General features: G+C 44.9%; 19 protein-coding genes. 9 read left to right on the top strand and 10 right to left on the bottom strand.

Annotation, left to right across the window (positions count from 1 at the left end):
• Positions 1 to 150: 150 nt before the first annotated feature.
• The gene (locus MSG36_RS22180; protein ID WP_248369721.1) at positions 151 to 906 is read right to left on the bottom strand and encodes a MipA/OmpV family protein; all 756 of its coding nucleotides are present in this window, start codon (positions 904 to 906) and stop codon (positions 151 to 153) included.
• A 354-nt stretch (positions 907 to 1,260) separates the two neighbouring features.
• Here MSG36_RS22180 and MSG36_RS22175 point away from each other — a divergent pair, with 354 nt between their 5' ends.
• The 3 genes from MSG36_RS22175 to MSG36_RS22165 all read left to right on the top strand — a co-directional run bounded on the left by MSG36_RS22175 (position 1,261) and on the right by MSG36_RS22165 (position 6,168).
• A complete protein-coding gene (locus MSG36_RS22175; protein ID WP_048607448.1) occupies positions 1,261 to 3,195 on the top strand; it encodes a PrkA family serine protein kinase in 1,935 nt (644 codons plus the stop codon).
• 127 nt (positions 3,196 to 3,322) lie between these two features.
• Positions 3,323 to 4,594 (top strand): YeaH/YhbH family protein, encoded by a 1,272-nt coding sequence (locus MSG36_RS22170; protein ID WP_017062133.1) that lies wholly within the window; start codon positions 3,323 to 3,325, stop codon positions 4,592 to 4,594.
• A gap of 11 nt (positions 4,595 to 4,605) precedes the next feature.
• Positions 4,606 to 6,168 (top strand): SpoVR family protein, encoded by a 1,563-nt coding sequence (locus MSG36_RS22165; RefSeq protein ID WP_248369719.1) that lies wholly within the window; start codon positions 4,606 to 4,608, stop codon positions 6,166 to 6,168.
• A gap of 203 nt (positions 6,169 to 6,371) precedes the next feature.
• Here MSG36_RS22165 and sohB read toward each other — a convergent pair whose 3' ends face one another.
• The gene (gene sohB, locus MSG36_RS22160) at positions 6,372 to 7,439 is read right to left on the bottom strand and encodes a protease SohB (RefSeq protein ID WP_012603584.1); all 1,068 of its coding nucleotides are present in this window, start codon (positions 7,437 to 7,439) and stop codon (positions 6,372 to 6,374) included.
• 137 nt (positions 7,440 to 7,576) lie between these two features.
• On the opposite strand from sohB, the gene MSG36_RS22155 reads away from it, so the two are divergent.
• The 4 genes from MSG36_RS22155 (at position 7,577) to MSG36_RS22140 (ending at position 13,856) form a co-directional block, all read left to right on the top strand.
• Entirely contained in the window at positions 7,577 to 8,317 is a 741-nt protein-coding gene (locus MSG36_RS22155; protein ID WP_248369717.1) for a YciK family oxidoreductase, read from the top strand.
• A gap of 155 nt (positions 8,318 to 8,472) precedes the next feature.
• Positions 8,473 to 9,180, top strand: a complete 708-nt coding sequence (gene imuA, locus MSG36_RS22150; protein ID WP_248369715.1) for a translesion DNA synthesis-associated protein ImuA — start codon at positions 8,473 to 8,475, stop codon at positions 9,178 to 9,180.
• 3 nt (positions 9,181 to 9,183) lie between these two features.
• Positions 9,184 to 10,653, top strand: coding sequence for a DNA polymerase Y family protein (locus tag MSG36_RS22145; protein WP_248369713.1), 1,470 nt, complete (start codon positions 9,184 to 9,186; stop codon positions 10,651 to 10,653).
• A 110-nt stretch (positions 10,654 to 10,763) separates the two neighbouring features.
• A complete protein-coding gene (locus tag MSG36_RS22140; protein ID WP_248369711.1) occupies positions 10,764 to 13,856 on the top strand; it encodes an error-prone DNA polymerase in 3,093 nt (1,030 codons plus the stop codon).
• A 333-nt stretch (positions 13,857 to 14,189) separates the two neighbouring features.
• Here MSG36_RS22140 and MSG36_RS22135 read toward each other — a convergent pair whose 3' ends face one another.
• Together MSG36_RS22135 and MSG36_RS22130 are read right to left on the bottom strand one after the other, a co-directional pair.
• Positions 14,190 to 15,131, bottom strand: a complete 942-nt coding sequence (locus MSG36_RS22135) for a chemotaxis protein CheV (protein ID WP_017062139.1) — start codon at positions 15,129 to 15,131, stop codon at positions 14,190 to 14,192.
• 168 nt (positions 15,132 to 15,299) lie between these two features.
• The gene (locus MSG36_RS22130) at positions 15,300 to 16,517 is read right to left on the bottom strand and encodes an ROK family protein (protein WP_048607464.1); all 1,218 of its coding nucleotides are present in this window, start codon (positions 16,515 to 16,517) and stop codon (positions 15,300 to 15,302) included.
• A gap of 584 nt (positions 16,518 to 17,101) precedes the next feature.
• On the opposite strand from MSG36_RS22130, the gene pyk reads away from it, so the two are divergent.
• The gene (gene pyk / locus MSG36_RS22125; RefSeq protein WP_248369709.1) at positions 17,102 to 18,550 is read left to right on the top strand and encodes a pyruvate kinase; all 1,449 of its coding nucleotides are present in this window, start codon (positions 17,102 to 17,104) and stop codon (positions 18,548 to 18,550) included.
• A 159-nt stretch (positions 18,551 to 18,709) separates the two neighbouring features.
• Here the strand turns inward: pyk and MSG36_RS22120 are convergent, their stop codons facing one another.
• Together MSG36_RS22120 and MSG36_RS22115 are read right to left on the bottom strand one after the other, a co-directional pair.
• A complete protein-coding gene (locus MSG36_RS22120) occupies positions 18,710 to 19,924 on the bottom strand; it encodes a DUF6363 domain-containing protein (protein WP_048610594.1) in 1,215 nt (404 codons plus the stop codon).
• Positions 19,925 to 19,965: 41 nt separating this feature from the next.
• Positions 19,966 to 20,055, bottom strand: coding sequence for a YnhF family membrane protein (locus MSG36_RS22115; RefSeq protein ID WP_100214626.1), 90 nt, complete (start codon positions 20,053 to 20,055; stop codon positions 19,966 to 19,968).
• A 145-nt stretch (positions 20,056 to 20,200) separates the two neighbouring features.
• Between MSG36_RS22115 and MSG36_RS22110 the strand changes: the two genes are divergently transcribed.
• Complete coding sequence (locus tag MSG36_RS22110; RefSeq protein WP_029405328.1) at positions 20,201 to 20,794, top strand: outer membrane beta-barrel protein; 594 nt, start codon at positions 20,201 to 20,203, stop codon at positions 20,792 to 20,794.
• Positions 20,795 to 20,886: 92 nt separating this feature from the next.
• On the opposite strand, the gene MSG36_RS22105 is transcribed toward MSG36_RS22110, so the two are convergent.
• The 4 genes from MSG36_RS22105 to MSG36_RS22090 all read right to left on the bottom strand — a co-directional run bounded on the left by MSG36_RS22105 (position 20,887) and on the right by MSG36_RS22090 (position 25,121).
• Positions 20,887 to 21,291 carry a hypothetical protein gene (locus MSG36_RS22105; RefSeq protein ID WP_017062144.1) on the bottom strand — a complete coding sequence of 135 codons (405 nt, stop codon included), beginning with the start codon at positions 21,289 to 21,291 and terminating at the stop codon, positions 20,887 to 20,889.
• A 230-nt stretch (positions 21,292 to 21,521) separates the two neighbouring features.
• Positions 21,522 to 22,952: a PTS glucose transporter subunit IIBC gene (gene ptsG / locus MSG36_RS22100; RefSeq protein ID WP_048610590.1), complete on the bottom strand. Its 1,431-nt coding sequence runs from the start codon at positions 22,950 to 22,952 to the stop codon at positions 21,522 to 21,524.
• Positions 22,953 to 23,397: 445 nt separating this feature from the next.
• Positions 23,398 to 24,165 carry a YchF/TatD family DNA exonuclease gene (locus tag MSG36_RS22095; RefSeq protein WP_107898510.1) on the bottom strand — a complete coding sequence of 256 codons (768 nt, stop codon included), beginning with the start codon at positions 24,163 to 24,165 and terminating at the stop codon, positions 23,398 to 23,400.
• Positions 24,156 to 25,121, bottom strand: a complete 966-nt coding sequence (locus tag MSG36_RS22090; protein WP_248369707.1) for a DNA polymerase III subunit delta' — start codon at positions 25,119 to 25,121, stop codon at positions 24,156 to 24,158. The genes MSG36_RS22095 and MSG36_RS22090 overlap by 10 nt, the downstream gene beginning before the upstream one ends.
• Positions 25,122 to 25,124: the final 3 nt, after the last annotated feature.

The raw sequence follows: 25,124 nt of genomic DNA, 5'->3' as shown, positions 1-25,124 counted from the left end.
AGTGCGCTTAATGTAGGTATTATTTGAAGTAGTCATAATTCGTCCTCAATGTGTAAACACATTTCAGGACGGGACAGCATAAATAAAAAGGGTTACTCATCATGAGTAACCCTTTTTAATGTTCGCACACAAAGAGAAAAACCAAAGCAACTAGAAAACGTAAGCAACACCGACGTTCGCGGCCATGTTGATGCCACTTTCAAGTATTGGGCTATTCTCAATATCGCCTTCAAGGTTGGTATAACGAACGCCACCAGTTACTCGAACATTTGGCGTAACATGCAGATAGCCACCTAAACCAATAAAGTACTGACCATCCCAGTCTGCGTCGAATTCATCTAAGTTAGTTCTTGCCGCTTCAGCTGAACTCACACCATATAAATGATTGTTCAAACGCTCGCTGTTGTAGGCGTAACCAATAGATGGGGTAATCGCCCAGCCATTACGACGAATAGGTAGACGCCATGCCGCTTCCGCATAAATACCGTTGTGCTTAAAGCCTAAATCCGAACCCGCAGTCGCTTCAAACATACCAACCAGAGTGATCACTTGATAGCTGATACCGCCCAATATCGAGGCATCACGTTCATCCAACTTTTGAATATCGACGTTATCGGAATCACCCGGCTTTAATGTTCTTGAATCATAAACCGCTCGAAATACGATGTTTTGCGGTGAGCCTGCTGGTAATAAGCGATAACCAGCGCTGAAACCACGCATAAAGAAGTGCTCACCTTCATAACCAATCATAGGGATCACGGCACGGTTTGATGGTGTATCTTTATAGACAGCAGGAGAATAAGAGGCGGCAACACCCAATGACCACTGCGAGATTCTTGCATGTGCTGTTGTTGAAGCCAGTAACGCAGCACTGATAGCCACTATTTTTAACCCATTATTCTTCACTACATCTACCTATTTATTGAGTAATTTTTGATAACGCCGCGCATTATATGGTACCTCATTCCAAAAAATCAATAGAGCCCAGTTATACATCTAATGCACATAAATCCATTGTGAGTATTATTAAGCGACCTAAAATCTCAAAACAAACGGCCAGATCCCCTCGAATGTAAAATAATTTGATTCTACGCGCCTCAAGTTGCCTATTGCGCTCGCCACGTTTTTCACACGCAAAATTGTAAATAAATACATAATTGTTAAGCAAAATTGTGGAAGCGGGTCTAACCTTAAAATGTAGGGAGAGCCTATTTTTCAATCGCTCGTCAGTTTTGACTGGTTAACAAGGGGAATGTGACTATGAGTATTTTTGACCACTATCAATCACGTTATGAAGCAGCCAAGGAAGAAGAGCTGACATTGCAAGAGTTCTTAGGGCTGTGTAAAGACGATAAAAGTGCTTACGCTAATGCTGCCGAGCGCTTATTACTAGCCATTGGCGAACCAGAGGTTATTGACACCGCTCAAGACCCTCAACTGAGTCGTATTTTCTCGAACCGTGTCATCTCACGCTACAGCGAGTTTAAAGATTTCTACGGTATGGAAGATGCGATTGAACAAATTGTTTCTTACTTAAAACATGCTGCGCAAGGTTTAGAAGAACGTAAACAAATCCTTTACCTACTTGGCCCTGTGGGCGGTGGTAAATCTTCTCTCGCTGAAAAACTCAAAGCCCTGATGCAGAAACTACCAATCTATGTATTGTCTGCTGACGGTGAACGAAGCCCAGTAAACGATCACCCATTCTGTCTATTCGATGTTAACGAAGACGGTGACTTATTGAAGAACGAATACGGCATCGAGAAACGCTACCTTCGCTCAATTATGTCTCCGTGGGCAGCGAAACGTCTGCACGATTTTGGCGGTGATATTTCCAAATTCAAAGTCATCAAACTGCGCCCTTCTATTCTCGATCAAGTAGCGATCGCGAAAACAGAGCCAGGTGATGAAAACAACCAAGATATTTCGTCTTTGGTTGGTAAAGTTGATATTCGTAAACTTGAACACTTCTCTCAAGATGATCCTGATGCCTACAGCTACTCTGGTGCGTTATGTAAAGCCAACCAAGGTGTGATGGAATTCGTGGAGATGTTCAAAGCGCCAATCAAGGTATTGCACCCTCTACTAACGGCAACACAAGAAGGTAACTTCAATGGTACCGAAGGGCTTTCTGCACTGCCATTTGACGGTATGATTCTCGCTCACTCGAACGAATCCGAGTGGCAGACCTTCCGTAACAACAAAAACAACGAAGCCTTCCTCGACCGTGTGTACATTGTAAAAGTCCCTTACTGTCTGCGCGTCTCTGAAGAAGTTAAGATCTACCAGAAACTGCTGGAACACAGTGAGCTGTCCAAAGCCCCTTGTTCACCAAGCACACTCGATCTGCTATCGCAATTCAGCATCCTATCGAGACTGAAAGAACCTGAAAACTCTTCTCTGTTCTCAAAAATGCGTGTTTACGATGGTGAGACTCTAAAAGACACCGATCCAAAAGCGAAGAGCTACCAAGAGTACCGAGATTATGCTGGCGTTGACGAGGGCATGTCTGGGCTATCAACTCGTTTCGCCTTTAAGATCCTGTCTCGTGTGTTTAACTTCGACCAAGCCGAAGTGGCCGCGAACCCAGTGCACCTGTTCTACGTTATTGAGCAGCAAATCGAACGTGAGCAATTCCCTCAAGAGACCGCTGAGAAGTATCTAGAGTTTTTGAAAGGATACCTAGTGCCACGCTACGTAGAGTTCATCGGTAAAGAAATTCAAACCGCTTACCTAGAGTCTTACTCTGAGTACGGTCAGAATATTTTCGACCGCTATGTCACCTACGCAGACTTCTGGATTCAAGACCAAGAGTACCGCGATCCAGAAACAGGCCAGCTATTTGACCGTGCTTCTCTGAATGGTGAACTAGAGAAAATCGAGAAAACCGCCGGTATCAGTAACCCTAAAGACTTCCGAAATGAGATTGTGAACTTTGTGCTTCGTGCCAAAGCCAACAATAACGGTCAAAACCCAGTGTGGACGAGCTACGAGAAACTGCGCACTGTGATTGAGAAGAAAATGTTCTCTAACACAGAAGAGCTACTTCCTGTTATTTCGTTCAATGCTAAGACCTCAACGGATGATCAGAAAAAACATGATGACTTCGTTGCTCGTATGATGGAAAAAGGCTACACCGAGAAACAAGTGAGACTGCTATCTGAGTGGTACCTAAGAGTTCGTAAATCCTCATAACTAAACGGTATTGAGCTGCTCAACTGAGCAGCTCGTATAAACCAATAACTTTTATACCTTAGTAAACCAATAACTCTTATACCCGAATAAAAAGTAGGATCGCGACATCAGCTGAGAGGGAGTTCTTATGGCACAATTTATCGATCGGAGGCTCAATGGCAAGAATAAGAGTGCTGTGAATAGACAGCGTTTCTTACGACGTCATAAAGAGCAAATCAAAGAATCTGTGGCCGATGCAGTTAACCGACGCTCAATCACCAATACAGAAACGGGTGAAGATGTCACTATTCCCCATAAAGACATCAAAGAGCCGAACTTTCACCAAGGTCAAGGCGGCGTAAGAGAGCGCGTTCACCCAGGTAATGATCAGTTCATCACTGGCGATAAAATCGAACGCCCTAAAGGTGGCGGTCAAGGTGGTGGCTCAGGCCAAGGCGACGCAAGCCCAGATGGCGAAGGCCAAGATGAATTTACCTTCCAAATTTCAAAAGATGAGTATCTTGATATTCTCTTTGAAGATTTAGCTCTGCCTAATTTAGAGAAAAATCAGGTCAATAAAATCACCGAATGGAAAACTCACCGCTCTGGTTACCAAAGCGCGGGGATTCCTTCCAACATCGCTATCGTTCGTTCACTGCAGCAATCTCTGGCTCGTAGAACCGCGATGACAGCAGGTAAAAAACGCGAGCTTAACCTTCTGATGGAGCAGCTTGACCAAGTTAAAATGACGGAGCCGGCGCAACCTTTTGAAGAGGGTCGCCTCAAAGAAGAGATTGCCGAGTTACGTAAAAAGATTGAAAGCGTGCCGTTCATTGACACCTTCGACTTACGTTTTAAAAACTACGAGAAGCGCCCTATTCCATCTAGCCAAGCCGTGATGTTCTGTTTAATGGATGTGTCCGGCTCAATGGATCAGGCCACAAAAGATATTGCGAAGCGCTTTTATGTCCTTCTGTATCTGTTCCTAAACCGCACCTACGAAAACGTCGATGTTGTGTTTATTCGTCACCATACTCAGGCTAAAGAAGTCGATGAACATGAGTTTTTCTACTCACAAGAAACCGGCGGCACCATTGTTTCTAGTGCACTGAAGCTGATGAAGGAAATTGTCGCAGACCGCTACCCTGCGAATGAGTGGAATATCTATGCAGCACAAGCCTCTGATGGCGATAACTGGGCTGATGACTCTCCTCGTTGTAAAGAGTTACTGGTCAATACGCTTCTGCCAACTTGCCAATATTACTCTTACATCGAAATAACACGCCGCTCTCATCAAACGCTTTGGCACGAATACGAAAAACTCGAGAGTAGCTTTGACAACTTCGCCATGAAAAACATTAAAACGGTGGATGATATTTTTCCTGTGTTTAGAGAACTGTTCCAGAAAGAGACAGCGTAAGGGAGTTTGCCATGACAGCGAAATCAAACGTTGCAGAGAAAGACAAAGCTGCAAAGAAGAAAAACGACAAGATGCTGCCTGATGGTCCAGATTGGACATTCAACCTCTTGGAGAAATACCACGTAGAAATTAAGCGTGTGGCGCAGCATTACCGTTTAGATACTTACCCAAACCAGATTGAAGTGATTACTTCAGAACAGATGATGGATGCCTACTCAAGCATTGGTATGCCGATCAATTACAATCACTGGTCATTTGGTAAGAAATTCATTCAAACCGAGCAAAACTACAAGCATGGTCAGATGGGCTTGGCGTACGAAATCGTGATCAACTCCGATCCTTGTATCGCTTATCTGATGGAAGAGAACACGGTCACAATGCAAGCGCTGGTAATGGCTCACGCTTGTTACGGCCACAACTCTTTCTTTAAAGGCAACTACCTGTTCCAAACATGGACCGATGCCAGTTCCATCATCGATTACCTGTTGTTCGCTAAGAAGTACATTAGTGGTTGTGAAGAGAAATATGGCGTCGCTGAGGTCGAGCAGCTCCTTGACTCTTGTCACGCACTGATGAATTACGGCGTAGACCGATACAAACGCCCTGAGAAGATTTCCATTGCAGAAGAGACAGCAAGGCAAGAAGAACGCGAAGCTTATCTGCAATCTCAAGTGAATGAGCTATGGCGAACCGTTCCTCAGAATAAAAGTAAGGAAGAAGAGACCAAGATCCGCTTCCCTAGCGAGCCTCAAGAAAACATTCTCTACTTTATCGAGAAGAACGCACCACTGCTTGAACCTTGGCAGCGTGAGTGTGTTCGTATTGTTCGCAAGGTGAGCCAATACTTCTACCCTCAAAAACAAACTCAAGTGATGAACGAAGGCTGGGCAACCTTCTGGCATTACACTATTCTTAATCATCTTTACGACGAAGGCTTGGTGAGTGATAAGTTCATCTTAGAATTCCTACACAGCCACACCAGTGTCGTCGCACAACCCGCCTACAATAGCCCTTATTTCAGCGGAATAAACCCTTATGCGCTTGGCTTTGCGATGTTTAGAGACATCCGACGCATCTGTGAAGAACCAACCGATGAAGATAAGGAATGGTTCCCTGAGTTAGCCGGAAGTGATTGGTTAGAAGCCGTGCACTTTGCGATGCACAATTTCAAAGATGAAAGCTTTATTAGCCAATACCTTTCTCCAAAAATCATTCGGGACTTCAAGCTGTTCTCTGTACTCGACGACGACCGTAAAAATACCATTGAGGTAAGTGCCATTCATGATGATCCGGGCTATCGCCTGATTCGTGAGAAGCTTGCGGCACAATACAACCTAAGTAACCTTGAACCAAATATTCAGGTATTTAACGTCGATGTTCGTGGTGACCGCTCAATGACACTGCAATATGTGCCTCATGACCGTATCCCGCTTGATAAAGGCTACGACGAAGTGATGAAGCATCTCTATCGCTTGTGGGGCTTTGATGTGATTTTGGAAGAGCTCAAAGATACGGGTCATAGAGAGATTCTGACTACTTGTCCAAAACGTAATGACTATGGAGCCAAGATTTAATATCAATCACAGTAAGTCAGTGATTGGTATAAAACTCCGCTCCCCCTACAACATAGTGGTCACCCGCTCGGAAGTGGAGCAATAAAAAAGCGCATAAGTCTGATGACTTATGCGCTTTCTTTTTAAGGCTCAAACGTCTGTAAATGAACGTAAGACACTAAGCCTAAAACTAGAACTAGAACTAGAACTAGAACTCAATAAGCTTAAACAATCGGCTTTTGACCGCGTTCAATCAGCTTCATCAGCACGCTGTCTGCAGATTTACCTGCCACGCCCGCTAGTTTGTCTGAAAGCTTTTTCTTCTGTACGTAGTGAATCGCTAGAACTGTTTTGTCCTTACATGCCGCTACGACCAAATCATCAGAAGTGCTGATCTCATCCACCAGCCCAAGTTCATGTGCTTGTGTACCAAACCAGTGTTCACCCGTTGCTACTTTTTCAAGATCTAACGCAGGACGATGGTCACGAATGAAGTCTTTGAATAGGCCATGTGTCTCTTCTAGCTCTTCTTTAAACTTCTCGCGTGCTTTATCGCTGTTCTCACCAAACATAGTTAATGTACGTTTGTACTCACCCGCCGTTAACTGTTCGAACTCAATATCATGCTTTTTAAGCAGTTTGTTGAAGTTTGGCAGTTGAGCGATAACACCAATAGAACCAACAATAGCAAACGGTGCAGATACAATTTTGTCTGCGATACATGCCATCATGTAACCGCCACTTGCTGCGACTTTGTCTACCGAGATAGTCAGAGGCAAACCTGCCGCTTTGATACGATCAAGTTGAGAAGACGCTAAACCATAGCCGTGAACCATGCCACCGCCAGACTCAAGTTTAAGCAATACTTCATCACCTTCACGAGCCACAGCCAGAACCGCCGTTACCTCTTCACGTAATGAAGCCACTTCTTTCGCATCAATGCTGCCGTTAAAATCAAGAACGAATAGATGTGGTTCACGCTTGCTATCAAGCTCACCCTCTTTCGCTGCTTTCTTCACTTCTTTACCGCGTGATTTTACTTTCTCTTTTTCCGCTTTCTTTTCTGCTTTATCACGGGCTTTGATGAAAGCATCATCGTGTAGATGGTGCTCTAATTGTTCAATCGTCTGTTTGTGGTGTTCAGATAGGTTCGTGATTTCCAGCTCACCTTTAATCGCGCTTGATTTCCCACCCACAGATTTAGCAATCACTAAAATTGCGATGATGGCGATTACAACGGTCGCAATCTTGGCTAAAAACAAGCCGTAGTCCAACAAAAATTCCAATGTCATATCCCCTATTGTATGAATTAGTGTATTGTAACCATCTTGTCACGATTACCAAGAATTTCTCATCATTCCTGCGGTTATCTGTGTGATTAAACATCAATGGAATGACGAACATAATAAAAGAAAGAAGGATAAGCACAGTGGATTACCCAATCTCTACAGATGCCCTCAAAGATAAAGTAATTTTGGTTACAGGTGCCGGTGCTGGCATTGGTCGCCAAGCAACACTAAGCTTCGCTCAACATGGCGCAACTGTCATTCTGTTAGGCCGCAATGTTAAAAACCTTGAATTCATTTACGATGAAATCGAAAGCGCTGGTTACCCACAACCTGCGATTATCCCATTGGATTTAAAAGGTGCGACAAAGCAGAACTACATTGATATGGCTGAAACCATTGAATCACAGTTCGGTCGTTTAGATGGCCTACTTCATAACGCAGGTGTTCTCGGCACTCTAAGCCCGTTTGAGCAGATTGATGAAGAAACCTTTGATGATGTTATGCAGATCAATGTGAAGTCTGAGTTCTTGATGACTCAAGCTCTGCTGCCTGCACTTAAAAAAGCAGAAGCGGGTCGCATCGTATTTACCTCTTCAACGGTTGGTCACTCTGGCCGCGCATTCTGGGGCACTTACGCGATTTCTAAGTTTGCTACCGAAGGTATGATGCAAATCCTAGCGGACGAGCTTGAAGACACTAACATCCGTGTTAACGCAATCAATCCGGGCGGCACTCAAACACGCATGCGTGCAAAAGCGTACCCAGGAGAAGATGCGAATAAGCTAAAAACGCCACTCGACATCATCCCACTGTACCTACACTTAATGAACCCAAGTGTGACAGACATTAATGGCCAATGTATCGATGCTCAACCTAAGTAACTGATATCATTAACCAACAGTAAAAAGTCGCTTCCATAGCGGCTTTTTTTGTATCTAAATCAACCATCTAATATTTAGTTCACCTGATTTTCATCATTTTGCTTTGCATCTTTTTCATTGTTAAATATACTGTATAAATATACAGGTATTTAATTATGCATGAACTAATAAAAAACTTACAAGACCGCCAGCTAATCTGGAAAGGGTTACAATCAACAACGCAAGGAAGTACCACTTCAACAGGCTATCCTCAACTGGATAAACAGCTTGATGGCGGCTTCCCGACGCACGGCGTTATTGAGGTTGAATCACAACAAGGGATCGGCGAGCTTCGTCTCCTTACGCCCTATTTAGCTCAACAAAACTCGCAAAAACTGGCCATATTCATTAACCCGCCAGGGAAGATCTGTGCCGAGTTTTTTAACAGTCAAGGCGTTGAACTAGAGAATATTCTCGTTATCCAGCCTCAACGCGATCTCGATGCGTTGTGGGCGGCTGAGCAGTGCCTCAAAAGCGGTGCTTGTCACTCTGTATTGCTATGGGGAGCCGATCTAGAAATACACCAAACCAAGCGCCTACAAGCAGCCAGTGAAACCGGTAAGTGCCTGCAGTTTCACTTTAAAGCCACCAGCCATAATCAACTATCCCTACCCGTTTCTTTAAGCATGAAGCTGTCTTCTCACGCCCAAGGGTTGAAGGTAGAGGTAACAAAAAGAAAAGGCAGTTGGTCGTATGGCAGTTTTATTCTAGACATGACACACAACTGGCCATTACTCACAGAGAAAGTCGTTTATGAAGACAATTCAGACCGTGCTTTGTCTGGTAACACTGTGCTGGCTTTTCCTATTGCGAAGCAAGGCTAGCGTATGTTGTGGCTTTATCTGCACTTTCCGTCTCTGCAATTGGATACCTTGTTTAACTCTAATGAATTGGATTCGAGCGAAGACTCACGCGAACAACCTATTATCATCGTGGATGAAAAAGATCACCGTGTACTGCAAGCAAACCCAGCTGCGCTGCAATCGGGAATTTCGCTTGGTATGGGCTTAGGGTCTGCAGCAGCGTTGTGCCACAACTTACACGTCCACCCTTACAGTATTGAACTGGAGAAAAGTAAGCTCAAAGAGATCGCTCAGTGGGCGTATCTAGTCACTTCCGACATGGCGTTATTGCCACCTAATGGTTTGCTGATTAAAGCCTCTAACATGCTATCACTTTACGACGGGCTAGATAACTACTGGCATGAGCTCAAAAGCCACTTAGAAACGCTCAATATCCAGTTCAGCTTCGCTACGGGTTATTCGCCGCTTTCTGCGATCCTTTTGGGTAAGCAAGCGATCAACCAAGCAACAAACAATATTGAGCAGATGAAAACTTGGGTCAATCAACAAACATTGAATTCCAGTGAGCTACCGACCAAGCAAGTAGAACGCCTGAACCATGTCGGTATCAATATCGTTGAAGATCTATTAAAGCTGCCTTTACAAGAGGTCGCGCGTCGCTTTGATATCGACCTGGTGAATTATGTCGGTCGCCTTAACGGCCAGTTCAAGCACCCGATTGATTTCTATCACCCACCAGAGAATTTCCAGCAATATTTGGAGCTGTTGTTTGATATTGAAAACATCCTATTTATCGACAAGCCGTTGCTGATATTACTGAATCAACTCGAGTGTTTTTTGAAGCTACGCGACCGAGTGGCTTTCGAGTTAACGCTGACTTTACACCTAAGAGATAAAGACGATCACCCTGTCTCTTTTTATTCGGCACAAGGTGATTACCTTGCTGAAAAATGGGCGAGCCTGACTCATCTCACCTTAGAGTCACTAAAGCTCACAGCACCGGTTCAAGGGCTGACCCTCAGCTTGGTTCGTCATGGAGAACCGCAAATGGCCTACCATGATCTTTTTGATGGTAATACCGGAACACTTGCCGCGTTAGATTTGCTCTCACTACTACAAGCAAAGCTTGGACAAGCCTGCATTCAAACACCGAAAATACAGCACGACCCAAGACCAGAAAAGGCCAATCAGTATTCGCTCCCAACATTGAGTAAGTCTGTGGCAAAAAGGCAAACGCCCTCAGGGAGCGAGCAACAAACCACAGCTATCAGCGTCGTTCAACAGCGGCTAAGGCCCAGTATTTTACTGCCAGAGCCCGAAGCCTTAACCGAAAGCGTCACCTTATCTCAAGGCCCTGAGCGCATTGTTTCTGGCTGGTGGGATGGAGAGAAGATCATTCGTGACTACTTTATTGCTCACAGTGAAAACGGTCGATGGTTATGGGTATTTAGAACACCAGATAAACAGTGGTTCTTACACGGCTTATTTAGCTAGTCGGTAAGAAAGTCAGTAAGAAAACTTAGTTAGCTCGTCCGTTCTACTTATTCAATTTCAGCGTCCCTTTTCAATCATGTTCACTCGCAATGATTAAGTGAGATTACGTTATGTCTCAGCAATACTCAGAGCTATTCTGCCAAAGTAATTACTCCTTCCTTGAGGGAGCCTCACACGCAGAAGAGCTTGTTTTACAGGCCGACTTCTTACGTTACAAAGCACTCGCGGTTACTGATGAGTGCTCGGTGGCGGGCATCGTTAAGGTTCACTCAGCAATCAAGCAACGTAAACTGTCGCTCAAGCAAATTGTCGGGAGCATGTTTTGGCTAAATGAAGAGTGCCAAGTGATCTTGATATGCCCAAACAGACAAGCCTACGCCGAGCTATGCCGTATTATTACCAACGCGAGACGTCGTAGCAGCAAGGGACATTATCAGCTCTCTGAGTGGGATATCATGTCGGCTAAGCACTGCTTTATTCTTTGGCTTCCTCAACAGAAAAATGAAGACGCGCACTGGGGACAATGGCTCTCCCAGCACCATTCAGGTCGGCTTTGGATCGGCTTACAACGACACCTAAAGCAAACCGACCAGCAGTACACAGATTACTGCGTTGAGCTGTCACAGCATCATCAACTGCCGATAACAGCTTGTGGTGGCGTGCTGATGCACAACGCGAATCGCTTACCCTTGCAGCACTCACTCACTGCGATAAAGTACCAAAAGCCCATTACCGAAGTGGGCAGTCACTTACTTGCTAATGCAGAACGTTGTTTACGGAGTATCAATAAACTCTCTCATATTTTCAAAGTGGAGTGGCTAGAAGAGAGCAACCGAATCTCTGAGCTGTGTGAATTTGATTTAGATAGCTTGCGCTACGAATATCCCAGTGAGCTGATTCCTCAAGGTGAAACACCCATGAGTTATCTGCGCATGTTGGTCGAAAAAGGAAAACAGACTCGCTTCCCACAAGGTGTACCTAACGACATCCAACAGATCATAGAGAAAGAATTGGGGTTAATTGGCGAGCTTGACTACCCTTTCTTTTTTCTCACCATTCATGACATCGTGATGTTTGCCAAAAGCCAAGGCATTCTTTACCAAGGTCGAGGTTCAGCGGCCAATTCCGTGGTCTGTTACTGCTTAGAAATCACCTCTGTTGACCCAAGACAGATCTCGGTGCTGTTTGAGCGTTTCATCAGTAAAGAGCGCGATGAGCCGCCTGATATTGATGTCGATTTTGAACACGAACGCCGTGAAGAAGTCATCCAATACATCTACCAAAAATACGGTAGAGAACGGGCCGCGCTTGCCGCAACGGTCATCTCTTATCGCTTTAAAAGTGCGGTAAGAGATGTCGGTAAAGCATTAGGGCTACAAGAAACCCAGCTCGACTACTTCATCAAGAACACCAATCGCAGGGACAAAAGCCTAGGTTGGCAGGCTCAGCTCACTCAATTGGGGCTACAGCCTGATTCTTTGAAGGGGCAGCAGTTTATCCATTTGGTTAATGAGATCATCGGCTTTCCACGTCACTTATCTCAACACGTCGGTGGCTTTGTCATATCTTCAGGGCCTTTGTATGAGCTGGTTCCCGTTGAGAATGCCGCGATGCACGATCGAACCATTATCCAATGGGATAAGGATGATCTAGAAACCTTAGGCTTGCTGAAAGTTGATGTGCTCGCGCTTGGTATGCTCTCTGCGATTCGTAAATGTTTCGACCTGATCAAACGTATTCACGGGCGATCACTGACCATTGCTGAGATCACTCGCCTTAAGGATGATCCTCAGGTTTACGGCATGATTCAACGAGCAGACACAGTCGGGATATTCCAAATTGAGTCACGCGCACAAATGAGCATGCTGCCAAGGCTTAAACCGAGGACTTATTACGACTTGGTGATTCAAATCGCTATCGTTCGTCCAGGTCCTATTCAGGGCGATATGGTGCATCCGTTTCTCAAGCGTCGAGATGGCATTGAGCCAATCAGTTATCCATCTAAAGACGTGGAATCAGTACTGTCGCGCACCTTAGGTGTACCTATCTTCCAAGAGCAAGTGATTAAACTTGCGATGGTGGCCGCAGGCTTCACAGGCGGAGAAGCGGATCAACTCAGACGCGCGATGGCCGCTTGGAAGAAAAATGGCAACGTCTTTAAGTTTAAAAACAAGCTCATCGAGGGGATGCAAAAGCGCGGCTATGAGACAGAGTTTGCCGAGCAGATCTTTAAACAGATATGCGGTTTTGGCGAGTACGGTTTTCCTGAAAGCCACTCCGCTTCGTTTGCGGTGTTAGCGTATTGCTCAGCTTGGTTGAAGTGCTACTACCCTGAATGTTTCTACGCTTCTCTGTTAAATAGCCAACCGATGGGGTTTTATAGCCCTTCACAGTTGGTACAAGACGCACAACGACACAATGTGGTGATACTTCCGGTATGTGTGAACGCTTCTCAAAACGACCACACGGTTGTCTCTCATCAGAATGGTCTAGCGATTCGCTTAGGGCTGCGACAAATCAAAGGACTCAGCGAGCATGGAACTCAAAGCGTGCTCGCCAATCGCCCACAATCCGGTTATCGCCACCCTAGTCAGGTGAAACAGTTATCGATGAATAAGAAAGATATCGAGCTACTTGCATCGGCCAATGCGCTACATAACGTTTCTGGAGACCGCTTCCAGACTCGCTGGGCGATCATGGACTCAGCGTCTGATTTACCTCTGTTTAGCCAAGCCTATGACGATGCTGAGGCTGGACATGACGAACATGTACTACACAAGCCCAACGAGATGCAAGATCTACTCGAAGACTTCACCAGTGTCGGAATTTCATTGAACAAACACCCCATCACTTTGCTCGAAGAAGCAGGACGATTAGGTCGATTCACACACATGAAAGATTTAATACAGCAAAGACACAAATCTATGGTCACCGTTGTCGGATTAGTCACAGGCAAACAATCTCCCGGAACCGCGGCAGGTGTCACCTTTGTCACGCTAGAAGATAGCACTGGTAATATTAATGTCGTGGTATGGGGAGCAACCGCACGCGCTCAACAGCAAGCTTATCTCACAGCCAAGGCGTTAAAAGTACAAGGGATATTAGAAAAAGAAGGGAAAGTCGTGCATGTTATCGCGGGGAAACTTATCGATATTACCGATGAAATTGTTGGCTTGAAAACCAAATCTCGAGATTTTCATTAGCGAAGTACCAACTGTTCTCAATCGGTCCTTGGCTAAAGAAACGAGAGAAAGAAAAACGAAAAAGGGAAGCATCCGCTTCCCTTCAATTCCAGTTGTTGAGTTATGACTCCACTTCAGCTTCCGTACGTCTTTTCTTAAATTCCCTATACAGTAATAAGCTCAAAGTCATGACGACTTTAGACGTTAACCATATCATTAAGAGGAACTACCTTAGATTGTGTGTGAAAAGTTACGCTAGTAGTTGAGCATATTTCGTTAAGAAAAATATGCTGAGTGAATATTAGCAAACGTTTTCTATAAGGTCACTCAAAACAAACCGTACAGCAGCATTAATTACAAAATCTGACGCATTCGCTCTTGAGTAACTTCAACCAAGAGGTCTGGCTGGAACTTAGAAATAAATCGGTTACACCCTACTTTCTCGACCATAGCTTCATTAAAACTTCCACTTAATGAAGTATTTAGCGTAATAAACAGGTCATGCATTCTAGGGTCAGTACGTACTTCGTGTGTCAGCTTGTAGCCGTCCATTTCAGGCATTTCAGCATCGGTGATCATCAACAATATTTCTTGATTGATGTCTTTGCCTTCATCACACCAGCCCTTAAGCAAGGTCAGTGCTTCTAAGCCATCACAACACTCAATAATGTTCAAACCCAGTTGTGACAAGGTGCCTTTGATCTGGTTACGCGCCGTTGAAGAGTCATCAACGATAAGCACGTTACGCCCAATCATCTCCTGAGCTAATTGTTCATCCAAGACGCCTTCAGAGATCGAAACATCGTAATCAATGATCTCAGCCAACACTTTCTCAACATCGATGATCTCGACGATCTTGTGCTGCTCTTCTTCTTGAATATGCGTGATAGCGGTTAGGTAATTTGCACGGCCTGTTGTCTTTGGCGGCGGCTGGATTTCTGTCCATGTCGTGTTCACGATATTACGAACTTGCCCAACCAAGAAACCTTGTACGGTTCGGTTGTATTCCGTAATAATCAGGTTGCTCTCTTGAGATTCCGCACGAGATGGCGGAAAGCCAATGGCACTGCGTAAATCGATAACAGGCACCGATTCACCACGTAAAGACGCAACACCCGTAATATGATGATGAGAGCCCGGTAAGCGAGTGAGAACTGGCACTTTGAGGACTTCTTTCACTTTAAATACGTTAATCGCAAATAGTTGACGACTATTTAAGCTGAATAACAAGAGTTCCAGACGGTTTTCACCGACCAGTTTGGTTCTCTGATCAACCGAATTTAAAACGCCAGACATACAACACCTTAGTGACAAATAATAACTGTGGCTACAATAGCCTACTTCAATAGGTTAAAGCAAAGCGCCAATGCACAGAATGCTTAAACTAAGTACAACAAATGATGTTATACAAAGCTTAAGTACATGGAAAGGTTCAGGGTAAGGCTACAAGACGAGAAAAAGGAGTTAACCTTCAATAACTTTCATTAACAGTTGGCCATCGTATAAGGCCTGCTTGATAAGCGCAGCACCTGGCATGGTTGCCTGCTTATAAAAACGAGATTCCACCAGCTCTAAGTCTTTATGGTAAACCGATAGACTCTGCTCTTCGATACACTTTTGAATCGCCGGGTATAACACGCTCTTCGCCTGATTGATAACACCACCCACCAAGATTTTCTCTGGGTTGAACAGGTTAATCACAATCGCAATCGCAGAGCCTAGGTAACGACCTAACTGTTCAATCACTTCGACAGCCAGCGGATCCCCATCCGCAGCGGCAGCACAGATCTGTTCAATAGTGACATCTTCAAACACCGTTAGCGTTGATTCTTCACCATTTGCCAATCGCTCTTTTACTTGCTCACGGATTGCCTGAGAACTCGCCACCGTTTCTAAACAGCCTCGATTTCCACAGTGACAAAGCTTGCCTTCCTTATCGATCTGGATATGCCCCAACTCACCGATGTTACCGTGACGTCCTTGCAAAACGCGACCATCAAGAATGATCCCGGCACCTAAACCGTGGTGAATCGAGATAAGAACAGAGTTGTCGTTGTCTTGTGAGTTACCAAACAGCTTCTCTGCTAATGCCCACGCGCGGGTATCGTTGGCAATAAAAACTGGCAGACCGGTTTCTTTGTAGATCTCCGGCCCCAACGCTAAGTTTTCAACGTTGTAGTGCGGCATCTGCAACACAATACCTTGCTCTGAATTCACCAGGCCTGGCAGTGTGATAGCGATACTCGTCACCCTGTCGAGTTGCTCGGCATAGGTTTGGAAGAACTCATCGATTTCATGGAGAAGACGCGCAAGCACATCATCTTGATCACGTTCATGGATATCAATCTTGGTATCGATAAGCACGTCGCCGCCCAATTCATGGAGCGCGATCGTCAAGTATCCGCGACCAAGACGCATCGATAGAAACTGCCAACCTTCGTTATTAGTTTGCAGACCGACAGCAGGACGCCCACGAGTCGTGGCTTCTTGAACCGTCGTTTCGTGAATAAGGTGAGCTTCAATGAGTTCACGGGTAATTTTAGTAATACTCGCCGGAGCCAACTCACTTTGCTTGGACAGATCGATACGAGAAATAGGACCTTTAAGGTCAATTAGTTTATATACACGACCAGCATTGACCTGTTTGATATGATCAATATGGCCCGGTTGAGCCATGTACATTTTACGCTCCAGAAATCATCAACGAGGTAATTTTTTTACTTTGCGAAGTAATTGTGAAGTCACTTGGTATATCGCCGTGACCAGTATCACGTATATACATGAATCTTTGTGTATCGAGTCAAATAGTTCGAGGAAAATTAACACCCACATCGATAATTTGCGACTTAATTTTCAGAATAAAACATCGCGTTTGAGCCCTGAATTCAATAATTAAAGGCAAATCAAGAAATATCCTCCTAGCTCCCAATAAATTATCAATTAATGCATATACTTAATTAAGGCGCGTTGACCTTTCGTGGTTAAATTTTGTTCGAGATAAAAGCGTTTTAATCGCGGCGAGGGAGAAGTAGCCTAGTCATTCTAAGCAAATCTCCCTCAACAAAGAGTAAAACGCTTTTAGCCGAACCCTTCGGGCAGCGTTTGCTGGTCATTTCTACTACGTTATCGGCTTCTCATGTAGGCTAGCTACACATCAAAGCCTCTGCCTTGTATAAATACCCAGCAACTCGCTGCAAAAATCAGCTCGAAAGATCAACACGCCCTAGTCTTTTAAAAGATTACTTGGCCTCACTCTAGGAGTATTCATGACAGCCGAATTAAGAAAAACGAAAATCGTCACAACGCTAGGCCCTTCAACTGATAAAGGTAACGTGCTTGAAGAGATCATCAAAGCCGGTGCCAATATCGTTCGTATGAACTTCTCTCACGGCACCAGCGACGACCATATACAACGCGCAGAAAAAGTCAGAGCAATAGCCAAAAGACACGGCACTCAAATCGCCATTCTCGGAGACTTACAAGGTCCCAAGATTCGTGTGTCGACATTCAAAGATGGCAAAATCCAACTTGCCGTAGGCGACCTGTTCACTCTCGACAGCAGCCTAGGTTTAGGTGAAGGCAATCAAGAAGCCGTTGGCCTTGATTACAAAGAACTGCCTAACGATGTGTCCACCGGCGATATTCTGTTGCTTGACGATGGTCGTGTTCAACTCAAAGTAACCAAAGTGGAAGGCTGTCGCGTTCATACCGAAGTCATCATTGGCGGCCCACTCTCAAATAACAAAGGCATCAACAAAAAAGGTGGTGGCCTTTCCGCAGAAGCGCTAACAGAAAAAGACAAGCGCGACATCGTCACCGCCGCACAAATCAAAGTGGATTACCTAGCGGTGTCTTTCCCTCGTAATGGTGAAGACATGCACTACGCTCGTCAGCTTGCACGAGAAGCCGGCTTAGAAGCTCACCTCGTCGCAAAAGTGGAGCGAGCAGAGACAGTCGCCACTGTTGAGAACATGGATGACATCATAATGGCCTCAGATGTCGTCATGGTGGCTCGTGGTGACCTCGGAGTAGAAATTGGCGACCCTGAGTTAGTCGGAGTACAAAAACAGCTTATACGCCGTGCCAGAGCGCTTAACCGAACAGTCATCACCGCAACTCAAATGATGGAATCAATGATTTCTGCGCCAATGCCAACCCGTGCCGAAGTCATGGACGTTGCCAACGCCGTACTCGATGGAACAGATGCTGTGATGCTGTCTGGTGAAACTGCAGCTGGTGACTACCCAGTCGAGACCGTAAAATCGATGGCAGAAGTCTGTATTGGTGCGGAGAAAATGGCAGGCATTAACAACCAATCCAATTACCGTATTGATCGCACCTTTGTAACCGCCGAAGAAACCGTTTCGATGGCGACCATCTACTCTGCGAACCATATGGAAGGCATTAAAGGCGTTGTCACTCTCACCGAGTCAGGCCGCACTGCACTGATGATGTCTCGCCTAAGTGCTGACATGCCTATCTACGCGCTGTCTCGTAACGAAGGAACGCTTAATCGCTGTACCTTGTACCGAGGTGTGACACCTATCTACTTCGAGACAGAAGCCGAAGACAGCTTTGACATTGCACTATCTACACTCACTTGCCTGAAAGAGAAAGGACACCTTAAGTTTGGCGACCTAGTGATCGTCACTCAAGGCGACATTATGGATGTAGCAGGGTCAACCAACTGTATGAGAATCTTGCCTGTCACCTAATATTTGACCTTAAGGCGAAACGATTCGCCTAATCTCAAAAACTTAAAAGGGTTATCGAACCAAGTTCAATAACCCTTTTTCATTTCAGAACACGACTCACTACAATCTGCTTAAACAGCATAACGAGCTCACAGCATGCTAGCTCATCAACTTCGAGAATTACTTGCCAGCAGCAATGGTGGCTAACTGTGGCATATGAGAATTGCGAGCGTTTTCCGTTGAGGTGTAGGTTTCTACAAATCGGTAACCGGCTTCTAAGCCCATTTCGTAATCGTGCAACAGGTCTTCTTTGTCGCTCATTAATGAACTCGATTTTAGCGGCTGACTTGGCGCTATCTGTACCACAAACGCGTCGTCTGGTGGCGAATTCAAAAAATCCTGAGTCAATGAGTAGGTCTGATAATGCACCATCAGCATGTCAGCCAACCCTGAATCAAACTTATCCCCAATTAAATGACTTAAGCGATAAATATCATCTGCACCAAATAGCCAGCGACCACCGTTCAGCAGGTCTAAATGCCCACGGTCACGTTTCTGCTCTTTTGAGCGCATAATTTGTTGTTGGAAGAAAGAGGTCCAGTCGGTTTTCCACTGTTCCACTTTTTGTTGCCAATGACCTTGAACACTGTCGAAAGATTCGCGGAACCATTCCAGTTCTTCGGCAGAGATTGGTTTGGGCGCTTTGACTGAAGATCCCTTAACTGGTGCTTCAACCAAATGGGTATTACCTTCCTCCACCACTGGCTCAGTACGAATCACCACAATAGAACGGGCTTGTCTTCGCCACGCTTCCTGAACCGGGATACACGCCGATACACCACCGTCCACATAAGCACTGTCACCAATAAAGACTTCATCATTGTACAAGCGAGGAATGGCGCAGGTCGCAATCATCACCTTGTACCAATCTTCGCCCAATAATGGGAAGTAGTGGTCTCGTAAGTCTTTGGAATCCGTTACAGCCGCATAGAAGTGGCGATCGCCTAGCGTTTGTCGCCCTAAATCCAGATCGAGCTTATATGGGTAAGCCATAATTTGTTCTAGCGCCCATTCTAATCCTAGGTTCTTTCTGTGTCGTATATAGGAAAAGAGATTGAAGAACTCTGGTGAGGTTGTGAGGTCGAGAACAAAAGAACGTCCAAGGCCTTTATCACGGCACAGATAAGCACATAAGTTGAGAGCACCTGCTGAGGTACCAAAAAATTCGTCGAAGGGGTCAAAATTTGAGAGAAGAAAGGCATCCAGCACTCCAGAAGTAAAAATACTTCTCTGTCCGCCACCTTGAGCGACCAGTGCTGTTTTTCCAGCAATAAACTTAGCGTAATAATCCAAGTCTATTGCTGTATCAATATTGGTTATAATCCCACTATTCATTATTCCCTGAGTATCAAAACTCAGCCTCGCAATAGATGGTATTAACTACCAATCGCAATAAAGCCAAATGAAAGAATGATCATGTAGATAAACACGGTAATTTGTAGGGCATTTTTCAGATTATGGTCCATAGACACCTCTGGCTTATTATTAATTTGTCTAGTCTCTATTTAAGTACTATCAGGTGTGTGAAGTATCTTCAAGAATCGTCGAAATTAGTCGCACAATATTGATGTAACCATCACAATTAGTATGTGTATGGATAAGGATATACTCATGAATAACAAAGCAAATATGATGGCACTGATTACGCTTCTCTCCGTTTCAAGCGCGTATGCTTCGCCGGAGATCATCATTACACCTATGGTAGGTTATACCGGCGGTGGCAGTGTCGAAGACCAGGACGGTAAAACCTATGACATGAAAGGCTCTGAAAATTACACCTTTGCCATTGAAACGCCACTTGAAAAAGGACGCATCGGCTTCTTCTACTCCAATCAGAGCTCGGAATTAGAAACGCTCAACCTAAGCTCCTCCATCCAATACCTGCACCTTCAAAGCAGCATCTACTACCCTGCTTCGCCTGTGTTGTCGGGTTATCTAGGGTTAGGCCTTGGTGCTTCTTACGTCGACGTAGACTGGGCAAAAGATAAGTATGGATTCTCAACTTCTATCTTTGGCGGCTTAGAGTACAAATTTAGCGACCGATTAGCGTTGAACACACAAGTACGTTGGTTAGGCACGGTTGTCGACAACGATACCTCCGGTGTTTGTAACATCCCAAGTAACGGGCAGGAGTGCATCATTCGCTTTGATACCGACTGGATGAACCAATTCCAAGCCAATGTCGGACTGAGTTTTACTTTCTAAGCGGCTCAATGAAGCAAAAATATAAGATCGGCCCAAACGAAAAAACCAGCTAAATGCTGGTTTTTTCATTATTAAAACGGTTTTAGTTCAGATTAGAACTTATAGGTAACACCTAAAGCGCCGCCCACTTGCAACTCAACGCCTTTATACATATCGAGTTCAGGGTGAACTTGTGCGTAAGCATTCCAACCTTCGTAGAAATTCACTTTCACGCCTAATGGCAAGCGTAAGCCAAAGTCGTCATTCCATTCAGCCCAAGCACCAGCACCGACGTACCAGCTCAACGGAGCTTCAGTCTCGAACTGACCACGCTTCAAAATGTAATCAAAGGCAGCGCCGTCATTGCCAATCGTAGCACGGTATTTCTGATCAAATTCCACAACGACACTCAGGTCTTGGTCAATGGCAAGTCCAACTTCCAAAGCTGGAGCTTCAGAAGCTTGAGCAAACGAGGCTCCGCTGCAGCACATAAGGCCGATCAAGTAACGATGTTTCATAATATTCTCAGACTGTATTTAAAAAACCGAAGTCTACTGGAATCTCAGCAAAGGGTGTCATCGCTGGGTAAAAGATAAAAGACACAAAAAATCTGGGAACGACCATCAAATGATCGAGTTGAATGGTAACTCTCTGAGTTAGAGGGGATTAGATGCGGAAAGATCTTTCATAGAGCAGAAAACAAAAAAGGAGGCCTTTCGGCCTCCTTTCAATTTATTGAATCAGTGAATTAACCGTTGTTACGGATCCACTCATCCATGTCTGTCTTAAGGTTGTCAGACTTAGTACCGAAGATAGCTTGTACGCCACCAGCAACTACAACAACACCTGCAGCGCCTAGTTTCTTCAGTTTGTCTTGGTCAACAACTGCTGTATCAGCAACTGCAACACGTAGACGAGTAATACAAGCGTCAAGACCAGTGATGTTCGCTTTGCCACCGAATGCAGCAACTAGCTCACCAGCAAGTTCAGAACCAGTCGCAACTGACTCTTCTTCAGTCTCGTCTTCACGGCCTGGAGTTTTAAGGTCTAGAGCTTTAATCACAGTGCGGAATACGATGTAGTAAATTGCAGCGTAAGCAATACCACATACAACCATTAGGCCCATCTTAGACGCGTTGCCAGATAGAACTAGGAAGTCGATTAGACCGTGTGAGAAAGATGTACCGTGTACAAAACCTAGAGTGTTCGCAAGAACGTATGCAGAACCAGCTAGTAGAGCGTGGATTGCGTACAGTACTGGAGCAACGAATAGGAAAGAGAATTCGATTGGTTCAGTGATACCCGTTAGGAATGAAGTCAACGCAGCAGAAGCCATGATGCCCATTACTTTAGCGCGGTTTTCAGGCTTAGCTGAGTGTGCAATCGCGATTGCAGCAGCAGGTAGACCGAACATCTTGAACATGTAACCACCAGCTAGCTGACCGAAGCCATTGCCCGCTGCACGAGATGCGTCATCAGCAACTAGGTAACAAGTAAGAACACCGTTTTGAGTTTCGCCAGCAGCGTTTACACAAGTACCAGCTTCAAAGAAGAAAGGTACGTTCCAAACGTGGTGAAGACCAAATGGAATTAGAGAACGCTCAACGATACCGTAGATACCAAACGCCACTTGTGGGTTTTGGTGAGCAGCCCAATCAGAGAACGCAGAGATAGCGCCGCCAACTGGTGGCCATACTACAGATAGTAGGATTGCTAGACCAATCGCAGAGAAACCTGTGATGATTGGCACAGCACGCTTACCAGCGAAGAAGCCAAGGTACTCTGGTAGTTGAATACGGAAGAAACGGTTGAATGCCCAAGCAGCAACACCACCGACTAGGATACCACCTAGTACACCAGTATCGATTTTATCAACGCCCATTACACCAGCCATTACGCCAAGTGTAGCAGTCATGATGCCGTAACCAACGATAGCAGCTAGACCCGCTACACCATCGTTGTTAGTAAAGCCAAGTGCAACACCTACTGCGAACAGTAGTGCCATTTGACCAAATACTGAACCACCAGCTTGTTCCATTAAGTTTGAAACGATTTCTGGAATGAAAGGAAGATCTGCTGCACCGACACCTAGCAAAATACCCGCAACTGGTAAAACTGATACTGGAAGCATCAGAGACTTACCAACTTTCTGCAGGCTAGCAAAAAGGTTCTTAAACATGTTTATGCTCCTGATAAAGATAAAATAATTATATTGGGTTCTAACGGCACACCCCCGTAGCCTATATGTTAGCACCCTGCGAAAATGTAACCATGTATTGCATTATATTTTCTGCCGCTAAATATATATTGATGGGGAACTAACTTTCTAGTCACTTACGAAATTTAGTTTCAAAACACGTCTTGGATCACATGTCAAATCTAGAAATGCAATGCTTTACAATCATTTAATTAACTGAAATACATAGATATTTTTCAAGAGCCCTATTATTTTACTGGGTAAATAAAATAGGAGCGAATGTTATTTTTAGTAACAAAATTACAAATGTTATAATTAGCGCTCTCAAGTTCAACATAATTCGTAAACATTAAAAAAAAACGCATTTTTGGTGATCAAAAACACAAAAAGGGAGCTTTCGCTCCCTTTTATTTGTTTAGTTAGATTTTTATCGCAAAAAAAGTTTCTGGTAATTTTTGGTCGTTTGTTCAGCAACCTCTTTCATCGACATACCTTTTAATTGCGCAATATAGGCCGCCACTTCCACGACATATGCAGGTTGATTCTGCTTCCCACGATATGGGATTGGTGCCAAGTATGGAGAATCCGTCTCGATCAGTAACCTATCTAACGGTAGATTCTTAACAACTTCTTTAAGTTCTGTAGCCTGCTTAAAGGTCACAATACCTGAAATTGAGATGTAGAAACCTAATTCCATTGCCGCTTCAGCGAACGCTTGATCTTCAGTAAAGCAGTGAATCACACCACCACACTTCTCCGCTCCGCCATCACGTAGAATCGCGAGAGTATCTTCACGCGCGTTACGAGTATGGATGATCAAAGGCTTGTTCAGCTCTACGGCCAACGCGACATGTTGCTTGAATCGCAGTTGTTGCAACTCAGCCGTCTCAGGTTGGTAATGGTAATCTAAGCCTGTCTCACCAATCGCAACGACTTTTGGGTTGCTCGCGTAATCACGCATTCTCTCTAAACAGAAGTCACTCTCTACATCGAGAGGATGAACGCCACAAGATGCTTTAACGTTATCAAACGGCGAGATCATCTCGAGCATATTTTCAAACGAATCTAGTGTCACACCGACAGACAACAGCTGGTCTACGTTTGCTGCTTTCGCCTTGTTCACAACGTCTTCTACGTTTGTGTGTAAATCTTGGTAATCCAATTTGTCTAAATGACAGTGGGAATCTACGAACATGTTTCCTCGCAAGTGGCTATCAGCCAATTCATTATGAGTAGCTCCGTATTGAGCCCAGGGTGTTGCTTTAACTGCTCAATCAATGTGAGCAGCTTATTCGATGCTGCGTAAGCACTTTGATAAGACATCACCTCAACCAGTGCTTTCGCGCTAGGAGTGATAGCCTGATTCGACAAGCCAAAATGCAGCTTCTGTACGTCAGACAATAAGTGCCATAGCCAACCCAATTGAATCAAAGGGTCTTTGCTAAGCTCTGTCGAGAATTTTAGCATGTCAGGTTGAGTGCCCTTGATGACATTAACAAAGCCATCGAGCGCTTTGGTCGAAGCCTCTACTCCACCCTGCTCGAACATCGCCTTCGCTTTTAAAGGCGCGTTGTCATTAAGCGCTAAAATATATTGTGGGACAGCCTTACCAACTTCACCATCTAACCAAGCAGACCCCACCTCCAACTGTGGGCTTACCACATTAAATTGTTGGCAACGGCTAATGATAGTCGGCATCAAACGGTTACTATTACGAGTAGAAAGAATGAAGATACATTTGCTTGATGGCTCTTCCAGAGTTTTCAGTAGTGCGTTGGAAGCCGATTCGTTCATTGCTTCAGCAGGGTTAAGCAAGATAACGCGCAAACCACCTAACTGAGAAGACTCTTGAGCCCAACGGTTACTGGCACGCACTTGATCAACCGTGATCGACTTACCTTCTTTCTCTGGTGAGATCACATGAAAATCAGGATGGCTGCCCGACTTCATTAATTCACAGCTGTGGCAAAACCCGCACGACTCGCTTTCATAGTTCGTACACATCAATGCGTCGGTAAGTTGGCTAATCAACGCATCAACGCCTAGCCCTTCCGGCACATTAACAATTACAGAGTTAGGAAAACGCTCCGCATCGAGACTTTTTTTCCACTCACTCCATACCGGTGTGAGCCAAGAATACACTTCAGCCATGAC

This window comes from Vibrio sp. 1CM8B, from assembly GCF_023161685.1.
In the GTDB taxonomy this organism is placed as follows: Bacteria; Pseudomonadota; Gammaproteobacteria; order Enterobacterales; family Vibrionaceae; genus Vibrio; species Vibrio coralliirubri.
The sequence above is the reverse complement of the archived record's forward strand: the minus strand, read 5'-3'. Positions and strand labels throughout refer to the sequence as shown.

Bases quoted from the DNA above. Each gene is read 5' to 3' on its own strand.
- MSG36_RS22090 (WP_248369707.1), bottom strand. From the start codon at position 25,121: ATGGCTGAAGTGTATTCTTGGCTCACACCGGTATGGAGTGAGTGGAAA.
- MSG36_RS22165 (WP_248369719.1), top strand. From the start codon at position 4,606: ATGACAGCGAAATCAAACGTTGCAGAGAAAGACAAAGCTGCAAAGAAG.
- MSG36_RS22095 (WP_107898510.1), bottom strand. From the start codon at position 24,165: ATGTTCGTAGATTCCCACTGTCATTTAGACAAATTGGATTACCAAGAT.
- MSG36_RS22115 (WP_100214626.1), bottom strand. From the start codon at position 20,055: ATGGACCATAATCTGAAAAATGCCCTACAAATTACCGTGTTTATCTAC.
- MSG36_RS22145 (WP_248369713.1), top strand. From the start codon at position 9,184: ATGTTGTGGCTTTATCTGCACTTTCCGTCTCTGCAATTGGATACCTTG.
- pyk (WP_248369709.1), top strand. From the start codon at position 17,102: ATGACAGCCGAATTAAGAAAAACGAAAATCGTCACAACGCTAGGCCCT.
- ptsG (WP_048610590.1), bottom strand. From the start codon at position 22,952: ATGTTTAAGAACCTTTTTGCTAGCCTGCAGAAAGTTGGTAAGTCTCTG.
- sohB (WP_012603584.1), bottom strand. From the start codon at position 7,439: ATGACATTGGAATTTTTGTTGGACTACGGCTTGTTTTTAGCCAAGATT.
- MSG36_RS22110 (WP_029405328.1), top strand. From the start codon at position 20,201: ATGAATAACAAAGCAAATATGATGGCACTGATTACGCTTCTCTCCGTT.
- imuA (WP_248369715.1), top strand. From the start codon at position 8,473: ATGCATGAACTAATAAAAAACTTACAAGACCGCCAGCTAATCTGGAAA.
- MSG36_RS22140 (WP_248369711.1), top strand. From the start codon at position 10,764: ATGTCTCAGCAATACTCAGAGCTATTCTGCCAAAGTAATTACTCCTTC.
- MSG36_RS22170 (WP_017062133.1), top strand. From the start codon at position 3,323: ATGGCACAATTTATCGATCGGAGGCTCAATGGCAAGAATAAGAGTGCT.
- MSG36_RS22130 (WP_048607464.1), bottom strand. From the start codon at position 16,517: ATGTACATGGCTCAACCGGGCCATATTGATCATATCAAACAGGTCAAT.
- MSG36_RS22120 (WP_048610594.1), bottom strand. From the start codon at position 19,924: ATGAATAGTGGGATTATAACCAATATTGATACAGCAATAGACTTGGAT.
- MSG36_RS22135 (WP_017062139.1), bottom strand. From the start codon at position 15,131: ATGTCTGGCGTTTTAAATTCGGTTGATCAGAGAACCAAACTGGTCGGT.
- MSG36_RS22175 (WP_048607448.1), top strand. From the start codon at position 1,261: ATGAGTATTTTTGACCACTATCAATCACGTTATGAAGCAGCCAAGGAA.
- MSG36_RS22105 (WP_017062144.1), bottom strand. From the start codon at position 21,291: ATGAAACATCGTTACTTGATCGGCCTTATGTGCTGCAGCGGAGCCTCG.